At 45.4% G+C, this 18,645-nt stretch carries 17 protein-coding genes; 4 read left to right on the forward strand and 13 right to left on the reverse strand.

Going from position 1 to position 18,645, the window contains the following annotated elements; translation table 11 throughout:
• Nucleotides 1-163: 163 nt before the first annotated feature.
• The 3 genes from AC3E9V_RS18405 to gndA are packed head-to-tail and all read right to left on the reverse strand — an operon-like array spanning nucleotide 164 to nucleotide 4,206.
• Entirely contained in the window at nucleotides 164-2,068 is a 1,905-nt protein-coding gene (locus AC3E9V_RS18405; RefSeq protein ID WP_488749618.1) for a DUF294 nucleotidyltransferase-like domain-containing protein, read from the reverse strand.
• Nucleotides 2,065-2,760 carry a 3'-5' exonuclease gene (locus AC3E9V_RS18410; RefSeq protein WP_488749619.1) on the reverse strand — a complete coding sequence of 232 codons (696 nt, stop codon included), beginning with the start codon at nucleotides 2,758-2,760 and terminating at the stop codon, nucleotides 2,065-2,067. The genes AC3E9V_RS18405 and AC3E9V_RS18410 overlap by 4 nt, the downstream gene beginning before the upstream one ends.
• A 51-nt stretch (nucleotides 2,761-2,811) precedes the next feature.
• A complete protein-coding gene (gndA, locus tag AC3E9V_RS18415; RefSeq protein ID WP_488749620.1) occupies nucleotides 2,812-4,206 on the reverse strand; it encodes an NADP-dependent phosphogluconate dehydrogenase in 1,395 nt (464 codons plus the stop codon).
• A 127-nt stretch (nucleotides 4,207-4,333) separates the two neighbouring features.
• Between gndA and zwf the strand changes: the two genes are divergently transcribed.
• The 4 genes from zwf to AC3E9V_RS18435 all read left to right on the forward strand — a co-directional run bounded on the left by zwf (nucleotide 4,334) and on the right by AC3E9V_RS18435 (nucleotide 7,755).
• Entirely contained in the window at nucleotides 4,334-5,854 is a 1,521-nt protein-coding gene (zwf, locus tag AC3E9V_RS18420) for a glucose-6-phosphate dehydrogenase (protein WP_488749621.1), read from the forward strand.
• On the forward strand, nucleotides 5,851-6,573 hold the full coding sequence (gene pgl, locus AC3E9V_RS18425; protein ID WP_488749622.1) for a 6-phosphogluconolactonase: 723 nt from the start codon (nucleotides 5,851-5,853) through the stop codon (nucleotides 6,571-6,573). Before zwf ends, pgl begins: the two co-directional genes overlap by 4 nt.
• A 26-nt stretch (nucleotides 6,574-6,599) precedes the next feature.
• Nucleotides 6,600-7,004 (forward strand): carboxypeptidase-like regulatory domain-containing protein, encoded by a 405-nt coding sequence (locus AC3E9V_RS18430; protein WP_488749623.1) that lies wholly within the window; start codon nucleotides 6,600-6,602, stop codon nucleotides 7,002-7,004.
• A 142-nt stretch (nucleotides 7,005-7,146) separates the two neighbouring features.
• Complete coding sequence (locus AC3E9V_RS18435) at nucleotides 7,147-7,755, forward strand: dioxygenase family protein (protein WP_488749624.1); 609 nt, start codon at nucleotides 7,147-7,149, stop codon at nucleotides 7,753-7,755.
• Nucleotides 7,756-8,112: 357 nt separating this feature from the next.
• Here AC3E9V_RS18435 and AC3E9V_RS18440 read toward each other — a convergent pair whose 3' ends face one another.
• From AC3E9V_RS18440 to AC3E9V_RS18485, 10 genes are all read right to left on the reverse strand, one after another.
• A complete protein-coding gene (locus AC3E9V_RS18440) occupies nucleotides 8,113-8,709 on the reverse strand; it encodes a YceI family protein (protein WP_488749625.1) in 597 nt (198 codons plus the stop codon).
• A 219-nt stretch (nucleotides 8,710-8,928) separates the two neighbouring features.
• Nucleotides 8,929-9,228: a hypothetical protein gene (locus AC3E9V_RS18445; protein WP_488749626.1), complete on the reverse strand. Its 300-nt coding sequence runs from the start codon at nucleotides 9,226-9,228 to the stop codon at nucleotides 8,929-8,931.
• A 267-nt stretch (nucleotides 9,229-9,495) separates the two neighbouring features.
• Nucleotides 9,496-11,049, reverse strand: a complete 1,554-nt coding sequence (ftsZ, locus tag AC3E9V_RS18450; protein ID WP_488749627.1) for a cell division protein FtsZ — start codon at nucleotides 11,047-11,049, stop codon at nucleotides 9,496-9,498.
• Between the two features lie 30 nt (nucleotides 11,050-11,079).
• Entirely contained in the window at nucleotides 11,080-12,372 is a 1,293-nt protein-coding gene (ftsA, locus tag AC3E9V_RS18455; protein ID WP_488749628.1) for a cell division protein FtsA, read from the reverse strand.
• 55 nt (nucleotides 12,373-12,427) lie between these two features.
• Entirely contained in the window at nucleotides 12,428-13,183 is a 756-nt protein-coding gene (locus AC3E9V_RS18460) for a cell division protein FtsQ/DivIB (protein WP_488749629.1), read from the reverse strand.
• Nucleotides 13,173-14,558: a UDP-N-acetylmuramate--L-alanine ligase gene (gene murC / locus AC3E9V_RS18465; protein ID WP_488749630.1), complete on the reverse strand. Its 1,386-nt coding sequence runs from the start codon at nucleotides 14,556-14,558 to the stop codon at nucleotides 13,173-13,175. Before murC ends, AC3E9V_RS18460 begins: the two co-directional genes overlap by 11 nt.
• Entirely contained in the window at nucleotides 14,555-15,634 is a 1,080-nt protein-coding gene (gene murG, locus AC3E9V_RS18470; RefSeq protein ID WP_488749631.1) for an undecaprenyldiphospho-muramoylpentapeptide beta-N-acetylglucosaminyltransferase, read from the reverse strand. The genes murC and murG overlap by 4 nt, the downstream gene beginning before the upstream one ends.
• 41 nt (nucleotides 15,635-15,675) lie before the next feature.
• Complete coding sequence (locus tag AC3E9V_RS18475; protein WP_488749632.1) at nucleotides 15,676-16,842, reverse strand: FtsW/RodA/SpoVE family cell cycle protein; 1,167 nt, start codon at nucleotides 16,840-16,842, stop codon at nucleotides 15,676-15,678.
• Nucleotides 16,839-18,218, reverse strand: coding sequence for a UDP-N-acetylmuramoyl-L-alanine--D-glutamate ligase (gene murD / locus AC3E9V_RS18480; protein WP_488749633.1), 1,380 nt, complete (start codon nucleotides 18,216-18,218; stop codon nucleotides 16,839-16,841). The genes AC3E9V_RS18475 and murD overlap by 4 nt, the downstream gene beginning before the upstream one ends.
• A gap of 42 nt (nucleotides 18,219-18,260) precedes the next feature.
• On the reverse strand, nucleotides 18,261-18,644 hold the full coding sequence (locus AC3E9V_RS18485; RefSeq protein WP_488749634.1) for a hypothetical protein: 384 nt from the start codon (nucleotides 18,642-18,644) through the stop codon (nucleotides 18,261-18,263).
• Nucleotide 18,645 lies beyond the last annotated feature (1 nt).

Consider the following 18,645-nt stretch of genomic DNA (forward strand, 5'->3'; position numbering starts at 1 on the left):
GGAAGGAATCAAATAGATTATTGTCAATAGAACGATAAAACATTTAGATACGGTATAATTTTTGATTAAATGAATGTGTATTTTACATAAAGATGATATTTTGACCCCCTGTTATTGCGATTTCTATACTGAACAGGTATGGGGTTTGGTGCCAGTTTGTATCTTATCCAAATAGATTTCTGGTAAATACCACCTTAATACGCTGCTGGAAGTTTTCAATGACTTTAAAAATCTCCTTTACAGTCACCACTTCTATCTTGGTAAGCGAACCGGGGCTGACAAAATTATGTGGTTCCTCCTGGTCATAAATAATTTGCTGCGCCTGATACCTCAGACGCATACCCATAAGGTAATAGTAGGACTGCATAAGCTCATGAAGGTCCTCATCTGTAAAAACCTTTTGCTTTCTTAATGCGACCAGGCGGTCACCTGTATTGGTTTTCAGTATTTTATGCTTCAGCGCATACACGCGTACCAGGTCTACAATGGGAGTCATGGCTCGTTTGATATTAAACACCTGCTGATCTCCTTTTGAAATAGTCCTGATCCCACGGAAAAAAGTAAGTGGCGGTTCATACTGAAGCGCATTCTTCGCAAGCTGCATGAAAAAATGTTCTCCCGGATCATTCAGCTTCTGAAGAATATGTGCCTGTAGTTCCTTGATGAGAGACTCCTCACCATAGATGTATCGGCAGTCAAAAAAAGTAGAGAAGTTCATGACTGACTGAGCATCAGAACTATCGATCCACTGGTTGTAGTTTCTTTTCCAGTGTGAGAGCGAGTGTGTCCATTTCGGGTTTTTAGCCATCAGCCCACCGGTACAGAACGAAAAGCCAATTTCGTTGAGTCTTTCAGAAACCAGCTCAGCAAAGTGTAAAAAATACTCCCTCGTCTTTTCGCGAAACTCATTGGCTTTATCCTCATAAATAATGGCATTGTCCTGGTCTGTCTTGAGGGTTTGTTCCTTTCGCCCTTCACTGCCGAGAGACATAAAAACAAACCGTGCCGGAGGTTCTCCGATCTCTTTGATCACACCCTCGATGACTTTTTGGGCTATGGTATCCGAGATGTTGGTGATTACCTGGTTTACCAGCTCTGATTTTACTCCGCGAGTCAGCAGATTGTAGACCACTTCCGGCACATTGGCCCACTTATTTTTTAGCTCCTCCACTGACATGGCGAGCCTTACCGACTGGATAAAAACAAAAGGAGACTGGGCCTGATCGGAAAGTAATTTATTGCGGCTCAGCACACCTGTATCCTTCCCGTTTTCTTCAATAATGAGGTAGCGGATCATGTTATTAAACATCAGGAGGATCGCCTCGTAAACGTAAGAATCCCTTGGTATCCTGAAGATAGGCCCCTCCATCACTTCCTCCACGGGGGTATCCGCACTTCTGCGTAATGCGATAACTTTATTTCTCAATAAAATATCCGTGACATAGCCTACCAGACCTACTCCCTCCTCTTCCACAAACAGACAGCTCAGTTTATTAGCCTCCATCAATGCGGCAGCCTCATGTACCGGAGTTCCTTTTTTACAGCTGATAATAGGTCTTGTATTGACCGTATCTAACCTGCGTACAAAGTAGCGGTCAAAAGACAAGGACTCCATGTCTACCATCGGGTTGGTCACGAAGTTGGCAAACCGGTCATTCAGCATCTCCCTGCCAAAGGCAGAAAGAAAATACTGGTAAAACACTTCATACTTCTTACAGAGATTTTTAAACAGTTTGTCCGGCACTCTGTATATCTCCGTTCCTTTACTCACAAAGACGGTGTTGATAGAGCAGCCCTTGTTTAGCAGAATGGAAAAGGCCCCGTACGTATCACCGGCTTTGAGGTCCCGCTCAGCTTCTTTCTTTCCTTCGCTGCTGTAGAAAAAAGTCTGGTATTCTCCCTTTCGGATAATATCCAGGCCATCAACTTTCGTTGTGTGCTGTTCGTAGATCTCTCCCTTATGGTCAAATTTTACAGGTTTAAGATTTTCAGCAAGAGCTTTTAACTCATCCGGAGGAAGCACATTAAAAGGTTTCGTTTCCTGTAAAAAATCCAGTTTTTCAGTCATAGCATAATCCAAATTACCCCCCCAAAACAAAACAGGAGAAGGGGCAGTCCACAGCCTGTATTTTGCTTCATCTTATCATTAACTCTAACAAACAGCGGCTGTTCGGAAATTTGCCGGGCAGTTAACTCCCCCCGGCGAAACAATTCAAAAAAACATTCTGCCGTGGCCTCAGCATCTACAGCCGCATCATGCTGCCTAACCATTTTCGCTCGAAAAAGTCCCTGGTAAAGGTCTTCCAGTTTTGGGTAGTCATGGTAGGGAAAACGGCTATACTCTGTGGTAGCCCGCATCGTACAAAAATGCGGATACCCTTTCACTATATTTTTTAGTCCGGACCGAAAAAATGCCACCTGTAACATCTTACTGTCAAACTCCACAAAATGGCCGATGATCAAAGGACGATAATACCTTAAGTCTTTGGCTAACAAGCGCATTACATGCTTTCGGTCCTCACCTTTCTCTTTCAGCGCGTCTTTGGTGATGCCATGGATCTTAGTAGAAGACTCCTCTACGTAGATCTCTTCTTCAAAAATAAAATGGTTCTCTTTTTTAACGAAAGTTCCTTCTTTGTCATATATCCGCCATGCAACCTGTAAAACAAATGGCCAGTTATCAAGGTCAGAAATGGAGGCACTAAGTGAAGAAGGAATCCCGGAAGTTTCCGTATCCACAAAAAGGAGATAATCTCTCATGACATCAATGTCGATTATAGAGAGAACTCAAAACCAACGAAAACGTTCTTTCTACCACTCGGTATGAAAAATACCCTCCCGGTCAGTACGCTCATAAGTATGTGAACCAAAATGATCTCGCTGGGCCTGGATCAGGTTTAGTGGTAATCGGCCAGACCGGAACGCATCAAAATAGCTGACTGCTGAAGCCAAACCAGCCACAGGAATACCGCTGGCAATGGCAAAGTTCACCACAATGCGGGCATCCCCTTCTATGGATTTGAGGGTCTTCACAAAGTCCGGGTCCAACATCAGGTTGGGCAGTTTCGCATTGATATCAAAAGCTTTTCTGATATCTTCCAGCAACACGGCTCTTATGATACAGCCGCCCCTCCAGATCCTGGCAATCCTTTCCATGTCCAGGCCGTACTCGTACTCCCTGGAAGCAGCGACCAGCTGGCTCATACCCTGCGCATAAGTCACGATAAAGGCAAAATACAGGGCATGCTCCAATGTACGCCCATCCGGCTTGTCATTTGCTATGGATGAGGTATAGTAAGCTTTATCGGCTTCTTCCCGATACTCCTTCATGGAAGAAATTTCCCGCATTGTTACTGCAGAATCTATCGTCGGTACCGGGATACCCAGATCCATAGCATTTTGAGAGGTCCACTTGCCCGTACCCTTCTGTTTGGCTTTATCCAAAATGACGTCTACCAGGTCTTTATCTGTCAGGTCATCTTTCTTTTTAAAGATCTCAGCCGTAATCTCCACCAAAAAGGACTGCAAAGATCCTTTATTCCACTGTTCGAAAAGTGCAGCTAATTTACTATTGGAATAACCAATACCTTTTCTGGCAACATCGTAAATTTCCGAGATGAGCTGCATGAGTCCATACTCAATGCCATTATGAACCATTTTAACATAATTACCGGCAGATCCTCTACCCATGTACGCCACACAAGGCTCGCCATTCACTTTAGCGGAAGCTGCTTCAAAAATGGTCTTCACGTGCTCATAGGCTTTTTCATTCCCTCCCGGCATGATGCTGGGCCCAAATCGGGCTCCCTTTGCTCCGCCGGAGACACCGGCACCAAAAAAATGCATGCCCTTTTCATTCAGGTAAGCAATTCGTCGCTCGGTGTCTTCATAAAAAGAATTGCCACCGTCAATGATGATGTCCCCCTTATCCAAATGGGGCAATAGCGTCTCAATGACCGCATCCACAGGTTTTCCTGCAGGCACTAATAACATGATCTTTCTGGGTGATTTCAGCGCTTTCACAAATGTGGAAGCATCAGTGGTGCCATCCACTTTTACATTTTTTCCTTCTTCTTTGAGGGCTTTCACCTTCTCCATGTCGGTATCCAGACCCATTGAAGAAAAACCATGGTCAGCAACGTTCAGAATAAAATTTCTTCCCATTACCCCTAAACCTACTAGCCCAAAATCGTGTTGTTCTGCCATTATGCTATAATTTTAAGTCGTATTTGGATGAGACAAGCTAAAGTGAATTTCAGCGAAAATGCTATGACTCCCTGGAAATCCTTATTTATGGCTTGAAATTAATGCTTCCTTTTTAATATTCTAAGAAATGGTAAAAAATGATAATCAGATTCTGGTCATATTCGGAGCCTCCGGTGACCTCACGACCAGAAAACTGATCCCTGCAATTTACAATCTATATAAGAAAAATTACCTTCCGGAAAAATACGCCATTGTCGGAGTTGGCCGGACCGACTATGATGATGAAACTTTCCGTAAAAAAGTGGTCCACGACAATGACCATTTAAAAGACAAGGAAAAAGGAGAAGCACTGGACCGGTTTGCGAAACTGATCCATTATCAATCCCTCGATACCGCTAAAGCCGAAGAATATCAGAAGCTGGCCGACCGTTTGAATACCATAGACGAATCATTCGGCACCAACTACAATGCCATTTTTTACCTCAGTGTCCCTCCCAGCCTGTATGCCGTAGTACCGAAAAACCTGGCTAGCGTAGGTCTGAATAAAGAAGACAGGGGATGGACCCGGCTGATCATTGAAAAACCTTTTGGTTACGACCTGAAATCTGCCAAAGCGCTAAACAAGAGTCTTCTAAAGGATTATAAGGAAGACCAGATTTACCGGATTGATCATTATTTAGGTAAAGAAACCGTTCAAAACCTGCTGGTCACCAGGTTTTCAAACAGCATCTTCGAGCCACTCTGGAACCGCAACTACATTCACCGGGTGGAGATCACCTCCGCTGAGTCTGTAGGTGTGGAGAAACGGGGCGGATACTACGACGGGTCCGGAGCTCTTCGTGATATGGTGCAAAACCACCTGCTGCAGCTTATTGGGCTGGTGGCCATGGAGCCACCGGTAAAATCTGATGCATACAGCATCCGGAATGAAAAGCTCAAAGTTTTTCAGTCCCTCAGACCCCTTACAAAAGACGAGATAAGAACCAATGTGATCCGCGGACAATACCTGGCCAGCAAGATCAAAGGAAAAGAAGTAAAAGGCTACCGGGAGGAAGAAGGTGTAAATCCGGAATCGAGAACGGAAACTTTTGCAGCAGTAAAGTTCTTCATTGACAACTGGAGATGGGCTGGTGTGCCCTTTTACATCCGGACAGGTAAAAAACTACCTACCCGGGTTTCTGAAGTAGTGATCCACTTCAATCCCAATCATCACCACATATTCAGTAATAACCAGAAGATCAATGCTCAAAATATGCTTGTACTCAGGATCCAGCCTGATGAAGGAATCCTGCTGAAATTTGGCATGAAAGTGCCCGGAGCAGGGTTTGAAGTGAAAAATGTCAATATGGACTTTCTGTATTCAGACCTGACAGATGCCTATGTACCGGATGCTTACGAGCGGCTCATCCTGGACTGTATGCAGGGAGATGCTACCCTTTATGCCCGTGGAGACAGTGTGGAAGCTGCATGGGAGTTTATAGATCCCATCCTCAAAGCATGGAAGGAAGACAAAAGCATACCGATATACGGATATCCCGCCGGCACCTGGGGGCCGGAACATGTGGATGACCTCATCGACGGAGACAACATGATGTGGAGGTATCCATGTAAAAATCTGGCTGAAGACGGAATTTTTTGTGAATTATGACAGACAATAAGAACCTACGAATTTTTGAAGATCCCAAAGCCACAGCAGCTGCATTTGGAGACTACCTGATGCAAAAAGCTGGCAGTAAAAAAGTGCTTCATTGCGCTCTATCCGGTGGCTCCACTCCAAAACTGCTTTTCGACTACCTGGCAAAGGCCTATCAGGACTCGCCTCTTTGGGACCGAATTCATTTTTACTGGGGTGATGAGCGTTGCGTGCCTCCGGAGGATGAGGAAAGCAACTTCAGGATGACGAAAGAACACCTCCTGGATCACATCACTATTCCGAAACAAAATATCCATCGTGTAAAAGGAGAACGCGAGCCCCACCGGGAAGCCGAACGGTATTCCAAAGAACTGAAAGACAACCTCCCTGTTGAAAATGAATTACCGGTTTTTGACCTGATCATTCTGGGGATGGGTGGAGACGGTCATACCGCCTCTATTTTTCCTCACCAGATGGAGCTTTTAAAAGCTAATATTCTTTGTGATGTGGCTACTCACCCTGAATCCGGACAAAAACGAGTGACACTGACAGGAAAAGTAATCAATGCAGCCAAAGAAGTGGTTTTCCTGGTAACAGGAGCAGGCAAGAAAGAAAAGGTAGATGAAATTCTGAACCAGAAAGGAGCATGGGAAAGCTATCCGGCAGCGCATATTAAACCTGACCAGGGAAGCCTATTGTGGTTTGTGGATAAGGCGGCTGTTAAGGGGATTTGATGAAACCGGTTGTTATTAGATATCTGATGATCAAACGTTTTCTTACACTTACACTTTTTGTGTTCATCGCATTTTTATTCTCATTTGAGGTCGTCCAACAGCCCTACGAAAACGAATTCAAAAGCAAACGAAGCATTGTTCGATATACTTATGAACTAAAGAGGGACAGCTTACTTATGGTAGGCAAAATACTCCGAAAGAAAGGCAAAGAACCGATGGACAATACCAATATCATTATCCCACAATTCAGGATTGGGACCGTATCAAATTTAGAGGGAGAGTTTAAGCTTTACCTACCAAAAAATGAAGGCACCATCCTTTTTGACAATGTGATATTTGAAAAATTCGAAATGGAATACAGCCTTTCCCAAAAAGACCTCTCAGAGATCAGAAAATTATCCGGCGGAAATTCAGACTATGTCCATCATTAGACACCTACACCCTCGCAGAAATCACCAGACTTCCGAAGTTTCCAAAACTTCGGAAGTCCGATCCTGAAAACCGCCCATCAAACTTTTTCAATCAATTTGGGTATTTGCCTCGTATGAATCAATAGAACCAACATAATGCGGCATGAAACGATTTCTTCTCCTATCAGCACTATTGGCTTTTCTAATCAGCTGCACTCAGTCACAGGAAAAGCAGGTCGGCGGATCTTGCGAGGGGTGTGAAGCGATTTATGAATACGGGAACCAGGCTTTGAATGCGGTCGATACAATTCCAGGCTTTGGCGCTTCCTCTGAACCAATGAAAGTAACCGGGGTGATCTACGATCAGAATGGAGATCCTGCTGAAAATGTGATACTGTACCTGTATCATACCAATGAAAAAGGTATCTATAAGCCCACTGAAAAACCTGAAGGGTGGGAAAAAAGGCACGGTCAGCACCGGGGCTGGATCAAAACCGGGCCGGATGGGAAATACACCTTCTATACTTTCAGACCTGCTTCCTACCCAAATACCACCGTAGCCCAGCACATTCACGCCACCATCAAAGAACCCGGATACTCAGAATACTACATCGATTCGTATCACTTCCATGATGACCCAAACCTGACCGCACAGATTAAAAACAGGGCCGGGAATCGTGGTGGCTCAGGGATTATAGAGCTCAACAAAAAAGGCGGATTACTGGTTGCAGAAAGAAACATCGTTCTGGGAAAGAACATACCCGGATACTAAGAACTGCCTGCAGGTATTTTTTTAAACTTGAACTCTGACGTAGGCACTTTAATAAAAAACAAAATACGGTCATTCCCGCAGGCAGACGTGGAATCACTTTCGATTTCGAAAGACACCACACCTTTTCCCCTCCACACCGTTAAGCTAACGGTCTGCCGGTTAGTCACAAGACCAACCAGGGCGACCTACTGCACATCCGCCCCCCTGTTGGAGTTGTCTCCAACAGGCTAATGAGCTTAGCTTAATAGCATTGCCTTGCCCCCAGCAAGAAAAGGGCTTTAAGCAACTGGGATGTTTAAATAGTAGATAGGTATTTTGTTTTTTATTATATCGAATTGAGGTAATTTTTATTATCAACTACTTTTTACTGACCAGCTCGAAAGCAAATTTGATATCCACTTCATCGCCGACCACAGCCGTTGCTGCCCAGTCGCCGACACCTACATTATAGTCAGTACGGTCTATCTTTACCGAACCACTTACGGCCGCTACCTTAGAGCCCTTCTTCATCGGGTGATCCTGGACTCCCAGTAATTTAAAAGGTACCGTCACCGTTTTAGTCACCTCACGAATAGTAAGATCACCTGTCACCTCAAACTGATTATCACCTGTCTTTTTAAAGGAGCCAGAGGTAAACGTGATTTCGGGCCATTTCTCTACATTGAAGAAATCTTCCGATTGCAGGTGATTGTCTCTCCTTTCATTATCAGTATCTATTGATGCTACCGGGATAGTAAAACTTACGTTACTTCCGGCCAGGTCATCCGGGCTGAAATTAACCTCACTCTTGAACGAGGAGAACTTTCCATCAACTGGTGTAAAGAAATGGGTCACTGTAAACCCGATTTTACTGTGTGCCATATCTACCTCCCAGGTCTGTGCTACGGTGGCTGCCTTAAAACCTGAGAACATCACTAAGGCTGCAATTGTGAAAATTGAAATTAATTTTTTCATAGCTTTTTGTTTTTAATGGTCTGATTACGTTTAAGTTAAGTCTTATGTAGTGACATACATATAGTAATCGCAAAAGGAGGTATTTTGTTTTTTATTATACCGAACTGAGGTAATTTTAGTATTGATGAAATGGTTAACTCAAAAAAGGTGTAAGAAAGATTAATAACAAAAAAAGCTCACCATAACCGGCAAGCTTCAATATTCTAAATGGGTGATCAGCTAAGCGCTCTGAACTTTAAAGTTATTCTTAACCATCTCCACAGGACCATAATTCATTTGATCGATTACTCTTTTCTTTCCTTTAATCAAGTGGATCTCAGTGTTTGGAAACCCAAGCTGAGTATGTCTTGCAACAACTTTATTAAAGAAGCTTTGCGCACGATCCAACTCACCTTTCCCAAAATCATGGATGTGTGAATGTTTCTTCACCGGAGATCCGGGAAGTACATGATACATGTTAACCACTACGGAGTATTTCGGCTGAAAAATTTTAAAAAAGCCGGCCAAAGGATTTTTCATATCTAGACGATTCGATTTATCTGCTTCAAGTTTAATAAAATGATTGATCAATATAAATAAAAACCCCTACTATACTTTCATTTTTTTTGTCAATCGTAAATTTATAACGCATTTAGCGCTCTACTTATTGAAAAATAAAAAACCGGCAAGAAAATCCTACCGGTTTTCGTCATGTGCAGAAAACATTAACACTAAAAGCCCTGTCCGTTTGTATCAAACAGAGCCTCAGAGTTAATCCCGTCAAAACCCCTAAGGATCTTGTCAGGATTAATCGACATTATCGTGCAGATACTTATTGTTTCCCAGTATCTGATTATCATCAGTTAGATTAAACTTCGAAATATTACGTTCGGAAGAGTGCGGCACCTTGGAGAATTTAATGCGCTTACGCTCGTATGCGGGCACGTCAAATTTCTCCTTGAAATTTTGACTGGAGATATGCTCCTTTTGCTTCCCTTCCAGCATCTCCTCCCGTTTTCTGCGCTGCTCCATGAGCTCCACTTTCTTAGAGTTTATTTGATCTGAAGTCATGTTTTCAACACTGAAAAAGTCAGCATGTGCATGCTCTTCTTTCTCTTCTTCCTCAAAAACCTCGTAATCAGCACCCAGATCAAACTCAAATTCATTCTCCTCCTGCTCATCTTCCTCCTCTACAGCTTTTCTGATCTCTCGCTTTAGGAAATCATATGACGGTTCTTCCTCTTTGTCCTCTACTTCATCCGCTTCATAATCATCATCTTCTTCATCTTTGATATCAAAGAGCTTGATCTGTCGGGATGACTCCAGGTCATAGACCTTTTTAGTCTCCGATGAAGCATTCTTTTTAGGGATGTGCCGGATCTCACCATCACTATCAAAACCGGTCGCGATCACCGTTACGCGGATGTTCTCTCCCAGGTCCTGATCCACACCGTGACCGAAGATCACATCAGCTTCGTCACCGCTAAACTCCTGCATGTAATCAGTGATGTCTGCCAGCTCGTCCATTTGCAGCTCGGCCTCCTCACCTGACATGATGGAGAGCAGGATCTTCTGTGCTCCGGTGATGTTCTGATTGTTAAGCAGCGGCGAGTTGAGCGCTTCTTCCGCTGCCCTTCGTGCCCGGTTTTCACCGTAGGTCTGCGCAGAGCCCATTACCGCAGCGCCGGCATTCTTCATCACCGTTTTCACATCTTCAAAATCCACGTTGACATAGCCGGGAACAGTAATGATCTCCGCAATTCCTTTTGCTGCGGTAGTCAAAACATTATCGGCCTGTCCGAAAGCCTCCCGGATCGGCAGATTGCCAAATATCTCCCTCAGCTTATCATTCAGGATCACGAGCACGGTATCACAGTTGGCTTTCAGCTCGGCGATACCTTCATTAGCTGCCTGAGTCTTCTTACGCCCTTCAAAAGCAAAAGGCGCAGTGACAATCCCCACCGTGAGGATATCCAGCTCTTTTGCTACCTCGGCAATAATAGGGGCTGCACCGGTACCGGTACCTCCTCCCATACCAGCCGTGATGAAGACCATTCGCGTATTTTCAGCAAGCATTTCCCGGATCTCTTCCTTTGATTCCAGGGCTGCATTTTTCCCCTTCTCAGGGTTAGCTCCAGCTCCAAGGCCGCCAGTGAGGTTAACTCCCAGCTGTAGCTTACTGGGAACCGGACTGCTTTCAAGTGCCTGGATATCAGTATTACATACCACAAACTCAACATCCTTGATCCCAAGGTTGTACATGTGGTTGACTGCATTACTACCTCCTCCACCGATACCGATCACTTTAATGATCGACTTGTGGTGTGAGGGCAAATCAAATTGATAAGTATTATCTGCCATGACTTATAATTTTAAATTCTGCTTCTGTAATTAGTAGTCCTTCTGATCATCAATATCATCGATCAAAAGGCCTTTGGTTTTCTCCAAAATGTTTTGAAAAAACTTAGCTCCCTGCTTGTTTCTTCCTTTCGGGGCTTTCCCTCGCTTTTCATTGTATCGCTCCTCCCGGATATCGATCGCCCGGAAACCGGACAGTACCAGTCCGATACTGGTTGAAAACATCGGGCTTTTCACTGCATCTATCTTGCTCTTGCCCAGATGCTCGTTCGGATGACCTATACGGGTATCCAACCCGGTCATATATTCTACAAGCTGCTGAAGGTTTGTCAGCTGAGCGCCACCGCCCGTGACCACAATCCCTGCAGCCAGCTTCTTATTGAATCCACTGGTGATGATCTCCGTATGCACCATCTCAATGATCTCCTGCATCCTTGCCTCTATGATATGCGCCAGGTTTTTCAGAGAGATCTCCTTTGGAGGGCGGTTTCTCAGGCCGGGGATCGAAACGATCTCATTGGGGCTTGCCTCTTCAGCAATGGCACGGCCAAACCTGGTCTTAAGCAGCTCCGCCTGGTGCTCCATGACCATACAGCCCTGCTTAATGTCCGAGGTGACAATATTCCCACCAAATGGGATGACCGCCGTATGACGAATGATATTATCATAGAATACCGCTATGTCAGTGGTGCCACCCCCTACATCAACCAGGCATACACCTGCCTCCTTCTCTTCATCGCTGAGCACGGCTAAGCTGGAAGCCAAAGGCTCCAGTATGAGGTTTTCAATCTCAAGACCTGCCCGACGAATGCATTTGTTGATGTTGTTAATGGCGTTGGTTTGTGCTGTGATAATATGGAAGTCCGCCTCCAGCTTAACTCCGGACATACCAACAGGGTCCTTAATTCCATCTTCGTAATCCACAATGTAATCTTGCGGCATTACGTGAATGATCTCGCTTCCGGGTGGGATAACGATACGGTACATATCGTTAGTAAGTCGCCCCACATCCTCTACAGTGATCTCATCATCCGAATCCCGGGTGATGGACCCATGATGAACAGCGCTTTTAATGTGCTGCCCGGCAATGCCTACATTTACCACACGGATATCAATACCAGACTGCTCACTGGCTTCATTTACAGCCTTTTCAATGGCATTAACTGTCTTGTCAATATTCGTTACGATCCCCCGGATCACTCCGTCAGAAACCGCCTTGCCCATACCCAGAACTTCCAGCTTACCAAATTCGTTTTTGCGACCGACGATCGCGCAGATTTTGGTGGTTCCGATATCTAATCCGACGATGATTTTATCTTCTTCCATTTCAATAATAGTTTTCTGTTTTCTACACTTTGGCCTTACAGGCCTATGACATTATTTATTCGCAAACGATTTGATTCTTAAACTTCAAATTGACCAAACTATAGGTGTTCCAACCCTTGTTTGGTAAGATCTCCTTATAAAATATTTTCAACTTTTTAAATTTCCGATCAAAGTCCTCCGGCATTCCAAACTTTATGTCCTGCTTGGTAACCTGAGGCAGTAGCGTCAGCTCTCCATCTTTTTCGATAATCAATCCCGCAATCTGCGCCCGCCAGAACTCATCCCTGTCTATATAGTTCAGCAAGTCAAGGACTTTCTTCCCGTAATCCGTTTCTGTCACGTTTTTCTCCCAGCTAAACCTGTGCTCCAGCTCAACCAGCGGAACACGGGCCGTATGCTTCGTGATCGTTGGCAGCAGATTTCCCTCAGCATCGATGTACTGATGATCGTCTCCTTTGCGGAAAATCCTGGCTACAGGCTGAGCCTGAATTACATTCACCATAATATTTCCCTTCACATCACGAAAAACCTGGGCATCCTTCACAAACGGATGAGCTTCCACCCTTTTCTCCAACATTTTCAAATCCAGTTGCTTCAGTGACAATCCAAGTACATAGTCGGTACTCTCAGCATTCAGCAGGTCCAGGATCTCCATTTGGTCGGTAAAGAAATCTCCATTCTGATCTTTGATCTTTACCAACACATTATTCACGGGCTTACCGCTGTTTCTGGTGCTGGTAAACCCAATGATGATCAGCATCAGCACTGCTGAAACCGAAAAGAACAATATGTTTTTTATCTCACGCTTCAATGCCGTATTTCTTTAAATATTTTTCTTTCAACTTTGGGACCTCCTGATCGATATCCCCTGCCCCGATCGTACAAAGCAGCTCTACCTCCCGGCCATTCAATTCTTCCAAAAGGTCAGCCTTGCTGCACAGGGTTTTCGCTTCCTTCCTGATCTTTTCAAAGATGATCTCCGATGTGACTCCCGGCATAGGTTCTTCCCTGGCCGGGTAAATGTCCAGCAGGATCACTTCATCGGCCAGCTCAAGGCTTTCGGCAAAACCATCCTGAAAATCTTTGGTGCGGCTATACAGGTGCGGCTGAAAAACAGCAGTTACCTTTTTAGCAGGATAAAGCTTTCGGACAGACCTCAGAAAAGCAGTGATTTCGGTAGGGTGATGTGCATAGTCATCAATGAAAATGAATCGATCATCCTTGATCACATACTCAAACCTCCTTTTTACACCGCGATAAGCAGCCAGCTGATCTTTAACAGTTTTAGGGTCCATCCCCTGATCCAGCGCCACGGTAATAGCAGCCAGCGCATTTTCCACGTTATGGAAGCCGGGTACTGTCAGCCGGAGATCATGAATTTCTTTTTTACCATGGTAGTTGAAAACGAAGGTTCCATCCACTGCCCGGATATCTCTGGCCTGAATATCTCCTTTTTCAATCCCATAGGTATAGTAAGGCCGATCCAGGTGCCATTTGATCTTTTCAGCAGCCCCGTACTGAATGATGGTTTTTCCATCCTCAGCATTCTTATGAATGAATTCAGCAAAAGCTTTTTTCATCTCCGTTTCGTCACCATAAATATCCAGGTGATCGGGATCTACAGACGAAATGATCACATAATTGGGTGACAGCCGGTGGAATGACCGGTCAAATTCATCAGCTTCGACCACTACCGGAGCTCCTTCACCTCCCACGATCAGGTTGGAATCATAGTTGGTCATGATGCCCCCGACAAATGCAGAACATCCCGTGGCAGAGGCATTCAGCAAATGAGCAACCATCGAAGAAGTCGTGGTTTTCCCATGAGTTCCTCCCACAGCAATGGTAAAGTGTCCCGCTGAAATGATACCCAGTACTTCAGACCGTTTTTTTACAGCAAACCCTTTGTCCAGGAAGTAATTGAGCTCGTTGTGGTTTTTTGGCACTGCAGGTGTATACACGATCAGCGTACCCTCTGTTTCCAGAAAAGCATCAGGCACCTCATTGATATAATCTTCATAATGCACCCAGATACCTTCAGACTCCAGCCTGCCGGTCAATGGGGTCTGGACACGGTCATAGCCTCCCACCACCGCTCCACGCTGATCAAACCAGCGGGCGATCGCACTCATACCGATCCCTCCGATCCCAATAAAATACACACTATGGATGTCTTCCAGCCTCATACGATCATTTTTATGACTTCATTAGCTATGTCTTTTGCCGCATCCGGATGAGACATAGCCTTGATATTTCTGCTCAGTTCACATTTGCGCTCGTCGTCTTCTATCAGATCAAAAACCGTATCGATCAATTTCTCCATGGCTTCACTATCCTTTACCAGGACCGCTGCATCGCGCTCCACCAGCGCTTTCGCATTGATGGTTTGGTGATCTTCGGCTACATTAGGCGAAGGCACCAGGATGCCTGGCTTGCCTGTAAGCATCAGCTCGGCAATGGACAATGCTCCTGCCCGGGATATCACCACATCCGCCACTGCATAGGCGTAGTGCATTTCCTTTACAAAGTCCCTGATCAATATATTCTCTGCGGGTTTTTCTACCCGGGATTTCATTTCTTCAAAGTAATAGCCCCCGGTCTGCCAGATCACCTGGTAGCCGGATGCCGCTAACCGGCCATATCCGGCCAGGATGAATTCATTTACAGAACGAGCGCCCAGACTTCCACCCACAATAAGGATGGTTTTCTTATCCGGTGAAAAACCGAAAAACTTATACGCCTCATCCCGCTTATCTTCGGGCAGCAAAATCGATTTCCGGACCGGATTGCCCGTTACCACCAGCTTATCAGAAGGAAAATACAGCTCCATTCCTTCATGCGCTACACAAATCGTGTCTACCCGTTTTGCCAACAACTTATTCGTAAGACCTGCATAGGAATTTTGCTCCTGTATCAGGGTAGGAATGCCTTTTTTAGTGGCAGCGTATAGCAGCGGCCCGCTGGCATACCCTCCTACGCCCACCACCGCATCCGGCTTAAAGGACTTGATCAGCCGGGAAGATTTTCGGATACTGGAGGTCAGCTTAAACGGAAACAGGAAATTCTGCAATGAAAGGCTCCGCTGAATCCCGCTGATCCACAGCCCAACGATCTTAAATCCGGCTTCCGGCACTTTTTCCATCTCCATCTTTCCCTCCGCTCCCACGAAAAGGATCTCCACCTCATGCAGGATATCCTGCAAAGATTGAGCTATAGAGATGGCGGGATAAATATGCCCGCCGGTGCCTCCGCCGCTGATCATGATCCGGAATGGAGATCCACGATATGGTTTTTTCTGTTCGATTATGCTGCTTCTTTTATTCGTTCTTTATAACTATTCGCCAGTGGCGATCCGATATCATCAATTTCTCCACGACTTACACTCAGTATGATGCCTATGGCCAGTCCGGCAAAAAGCTGGGAGGTTCCTCCCATACTGATCAGTGGAAGTGGAAGACCGGTAATCGGCCCCAACCCTACTGCCACACCCATGTTGACCATTGCCTGCATGACCAGCGCAAATGACAACCCTGCTGACAGCAATCCACCATAAGCCCGGTGGCTCTCTGCTGCTGCTTTCATGCCCCGGTAGAGCAGAGCGAGAAATAAAAACAGGACCACCAGTCCACCGATCATTCCGTATTCTTCCAGGATGATTGCAAACACAAAGTCCGAAGAGGAATGCGGCAGATAATTTCTCTGATCACTTTGCCCGGGACCCTTGCCGGTTAGTCCGCCTGTAGCTATCGCGATGTAAGACTGCTTGGCCTGAAAAGGCACTTCTTCCTTCTCAAAAAAGCTTTCCAACCTGTTAATAGCCGTTTCGGTACGCTGTCCGACGGTTAAGGAGATCGTTCCGGATACTGCACCGATGACTACAAGCATCACCAGGTATTTTACCGGTACACGACCTATGAACAGCACCAGCATACAAGTCAAAAACAAGAGGATCGCGGATGAAATATTGGACATAGCAATCAGTCCGCAGATGATCCCTACCCAGAAAAGCATGGGTATGATGGCCCGCTGAAAATCCTGAATATTCTTCTGTCGCTTCGATAGCATGCTTGCCAATGTCACCAGCAGGGCAAGCTTAGCCAGGTCTGAAGGCTGAAAACCCTGGTTGATAAAAGGTATGGTGATCCAGCGTGAAGCTTCATTGACGTTCGTTCCGAACAGCCAGGTATAAAGCAACAGGGGTACGGATACCCACAATGCAAACAAAGAGATCCTGGAATAATACCGGTAATCTATTTTGTGGGCAATCCACATCGCAAACAAGCTCAGCAATACCAGGCTGGAGTGCTTTAACAAGTAGTACTCAGTATCTCCACCTTTCATCTTATAGGCTAAACTTCCCGTAGCGCTATACACTACCAGGATGCTAAACATGGACAGTACAAACACGATGAACCAGATCACCGGATCGCCTTTCAAGTTTCTGTAAGCCCAATCTTTTATTGCATTCATACCTTTTCCTTTTTGGATTTGATCATGGCCTTTACGGCTTCTTTAAACTGATCTCCCCGGTCTTCATAATTCCTAAAGAGATCAAAGCTGGCACAGGCCGGCGATAGCAATACCACATCTCCTGGCTCAGCCATTTCAAATGCCATCTGTACAGCACCTTTGACATACTTTGTCTCCCGGATATGCTCCAAAACATCTCCGAAAAACTCCGTCAGCGGCCGGTTGTCCACACCCAGACAAACCAGCCCTTTCACCTTTTCTGATACAAGCTTTTTGATCTGCTCATAATCATTTCCCTTATCGATCCCACCGGCTACCCAAATGATCCTTTGTTTGATCCCATCCAGTGCGTAAAAGACAGAATCCACATTGGTCGCCTTGGAATCGTTGATAAATTTCACTCCCTCTATCTCCCCGCAAAGCTCCATCCGGTGCGGAGCATTCTTAAAGGACTTCAGCCCTTTCAATATTTTCTCAATAGACACCTCCACCGTCAATGCGCTCAATACGGACGCCATCGTATTCAGCATGTTGTGCTTGCCGATCAGGGCAATTTCAGAGACGGGGATCTTATGGCTTTCACTCCGCTCCTTGTATTCGTAATTGAAGATCAAATGATGATCCTCCATATATGCCTGCCACTTTGGATTTCTAGTGGCAGAGATGGCAAACAGACATGCCTCCACCTTTCTCCGGGCCAGCTCCTCTGTGATCGGCTTACTGTCAGCGCAGTAGATGAAGCACTCAGACTGACTGAGGTTTTCGGTGATCCGGAACTTAGACGCCACATATTTTTGAAAGTCATGCTCATATCGATCCAGATGATCCGGCGTGATATTCAGCAACACCGCCACATCCGGTTTAAACTTCACAATACCATCCAGCTGGAAGCTGCTCACCTCCACTACATAATAGTCATAGCCGCCTTCTGCCACCAGCTTTGCCAGGCTTACACCTACATTCCCACCCAGGGCCACCTTCATACCGGCTGTTTTCAGCAAATGGTGAGTCAGCAAAGTGGTTGTCGTTTTTCCATTGGTTCCGGTGATGGCTATGACCTTGGCGTGCTCATCGATGTACCGGTAAGCAAACTCAATCTCTGATATGACAGGTATTCCCTTCTTTACCAGCTCTTTCACCAACGGAGCCTTGTCAGGTATACCCGGACTCTTGATGACTTCATCTACTGCCATAATGCGCTGCTCAGAGTGACCTTTTTCTTCGTACTCCACCTCATGCGCGTCCATGATAAGCTTCCTGTCTTCTGCTATCGGACCCGCATCAGACACAAAGACCGTGTATCCGTGCTTTTTGCCCAGTATGGCCGCACCGATACCACTCTCACCTGCACCTAATATGGCAATGGACTTATTCATTCTTCATTTAGCTCTTTTGTAGTTAACCGCTGCCCCATGGTCTCAGTCGGCTTCAAATTCATCTTCTTTTTTTGCTTTTTTCTCAATGATCTGATCACAGCACAGTGAATAAAGAGATAGCAATTCATAGCCTCTCTTCAGAAAATCATTGATCGCACCGATCTTATCTTTTCGGTTTTGTACATCCAGCTTATCCAGGAGGTAAATGATCTCATCCATCTCATCTTCCATGGCTTCTATCTGCTGGAAAAACCGCATTTCGGATTTTGCCTCCAGTACTTTTCGCAACTGCTGATCCAGTTTTTTTGCTCCCCGGATCAGTGTGGTGGAAAAGCCCAGAAGGTTACTTCCGGGAACCAGCTCAGCAATCTCAGTTGCCTGCTGCTGAAATTTTTCGTTTCGTTGATAGAGTTGTTCTAGCGTCATA

Source organism: Marinoscillum sp. HNIBRBA16962, assembly GCF_057801515.1.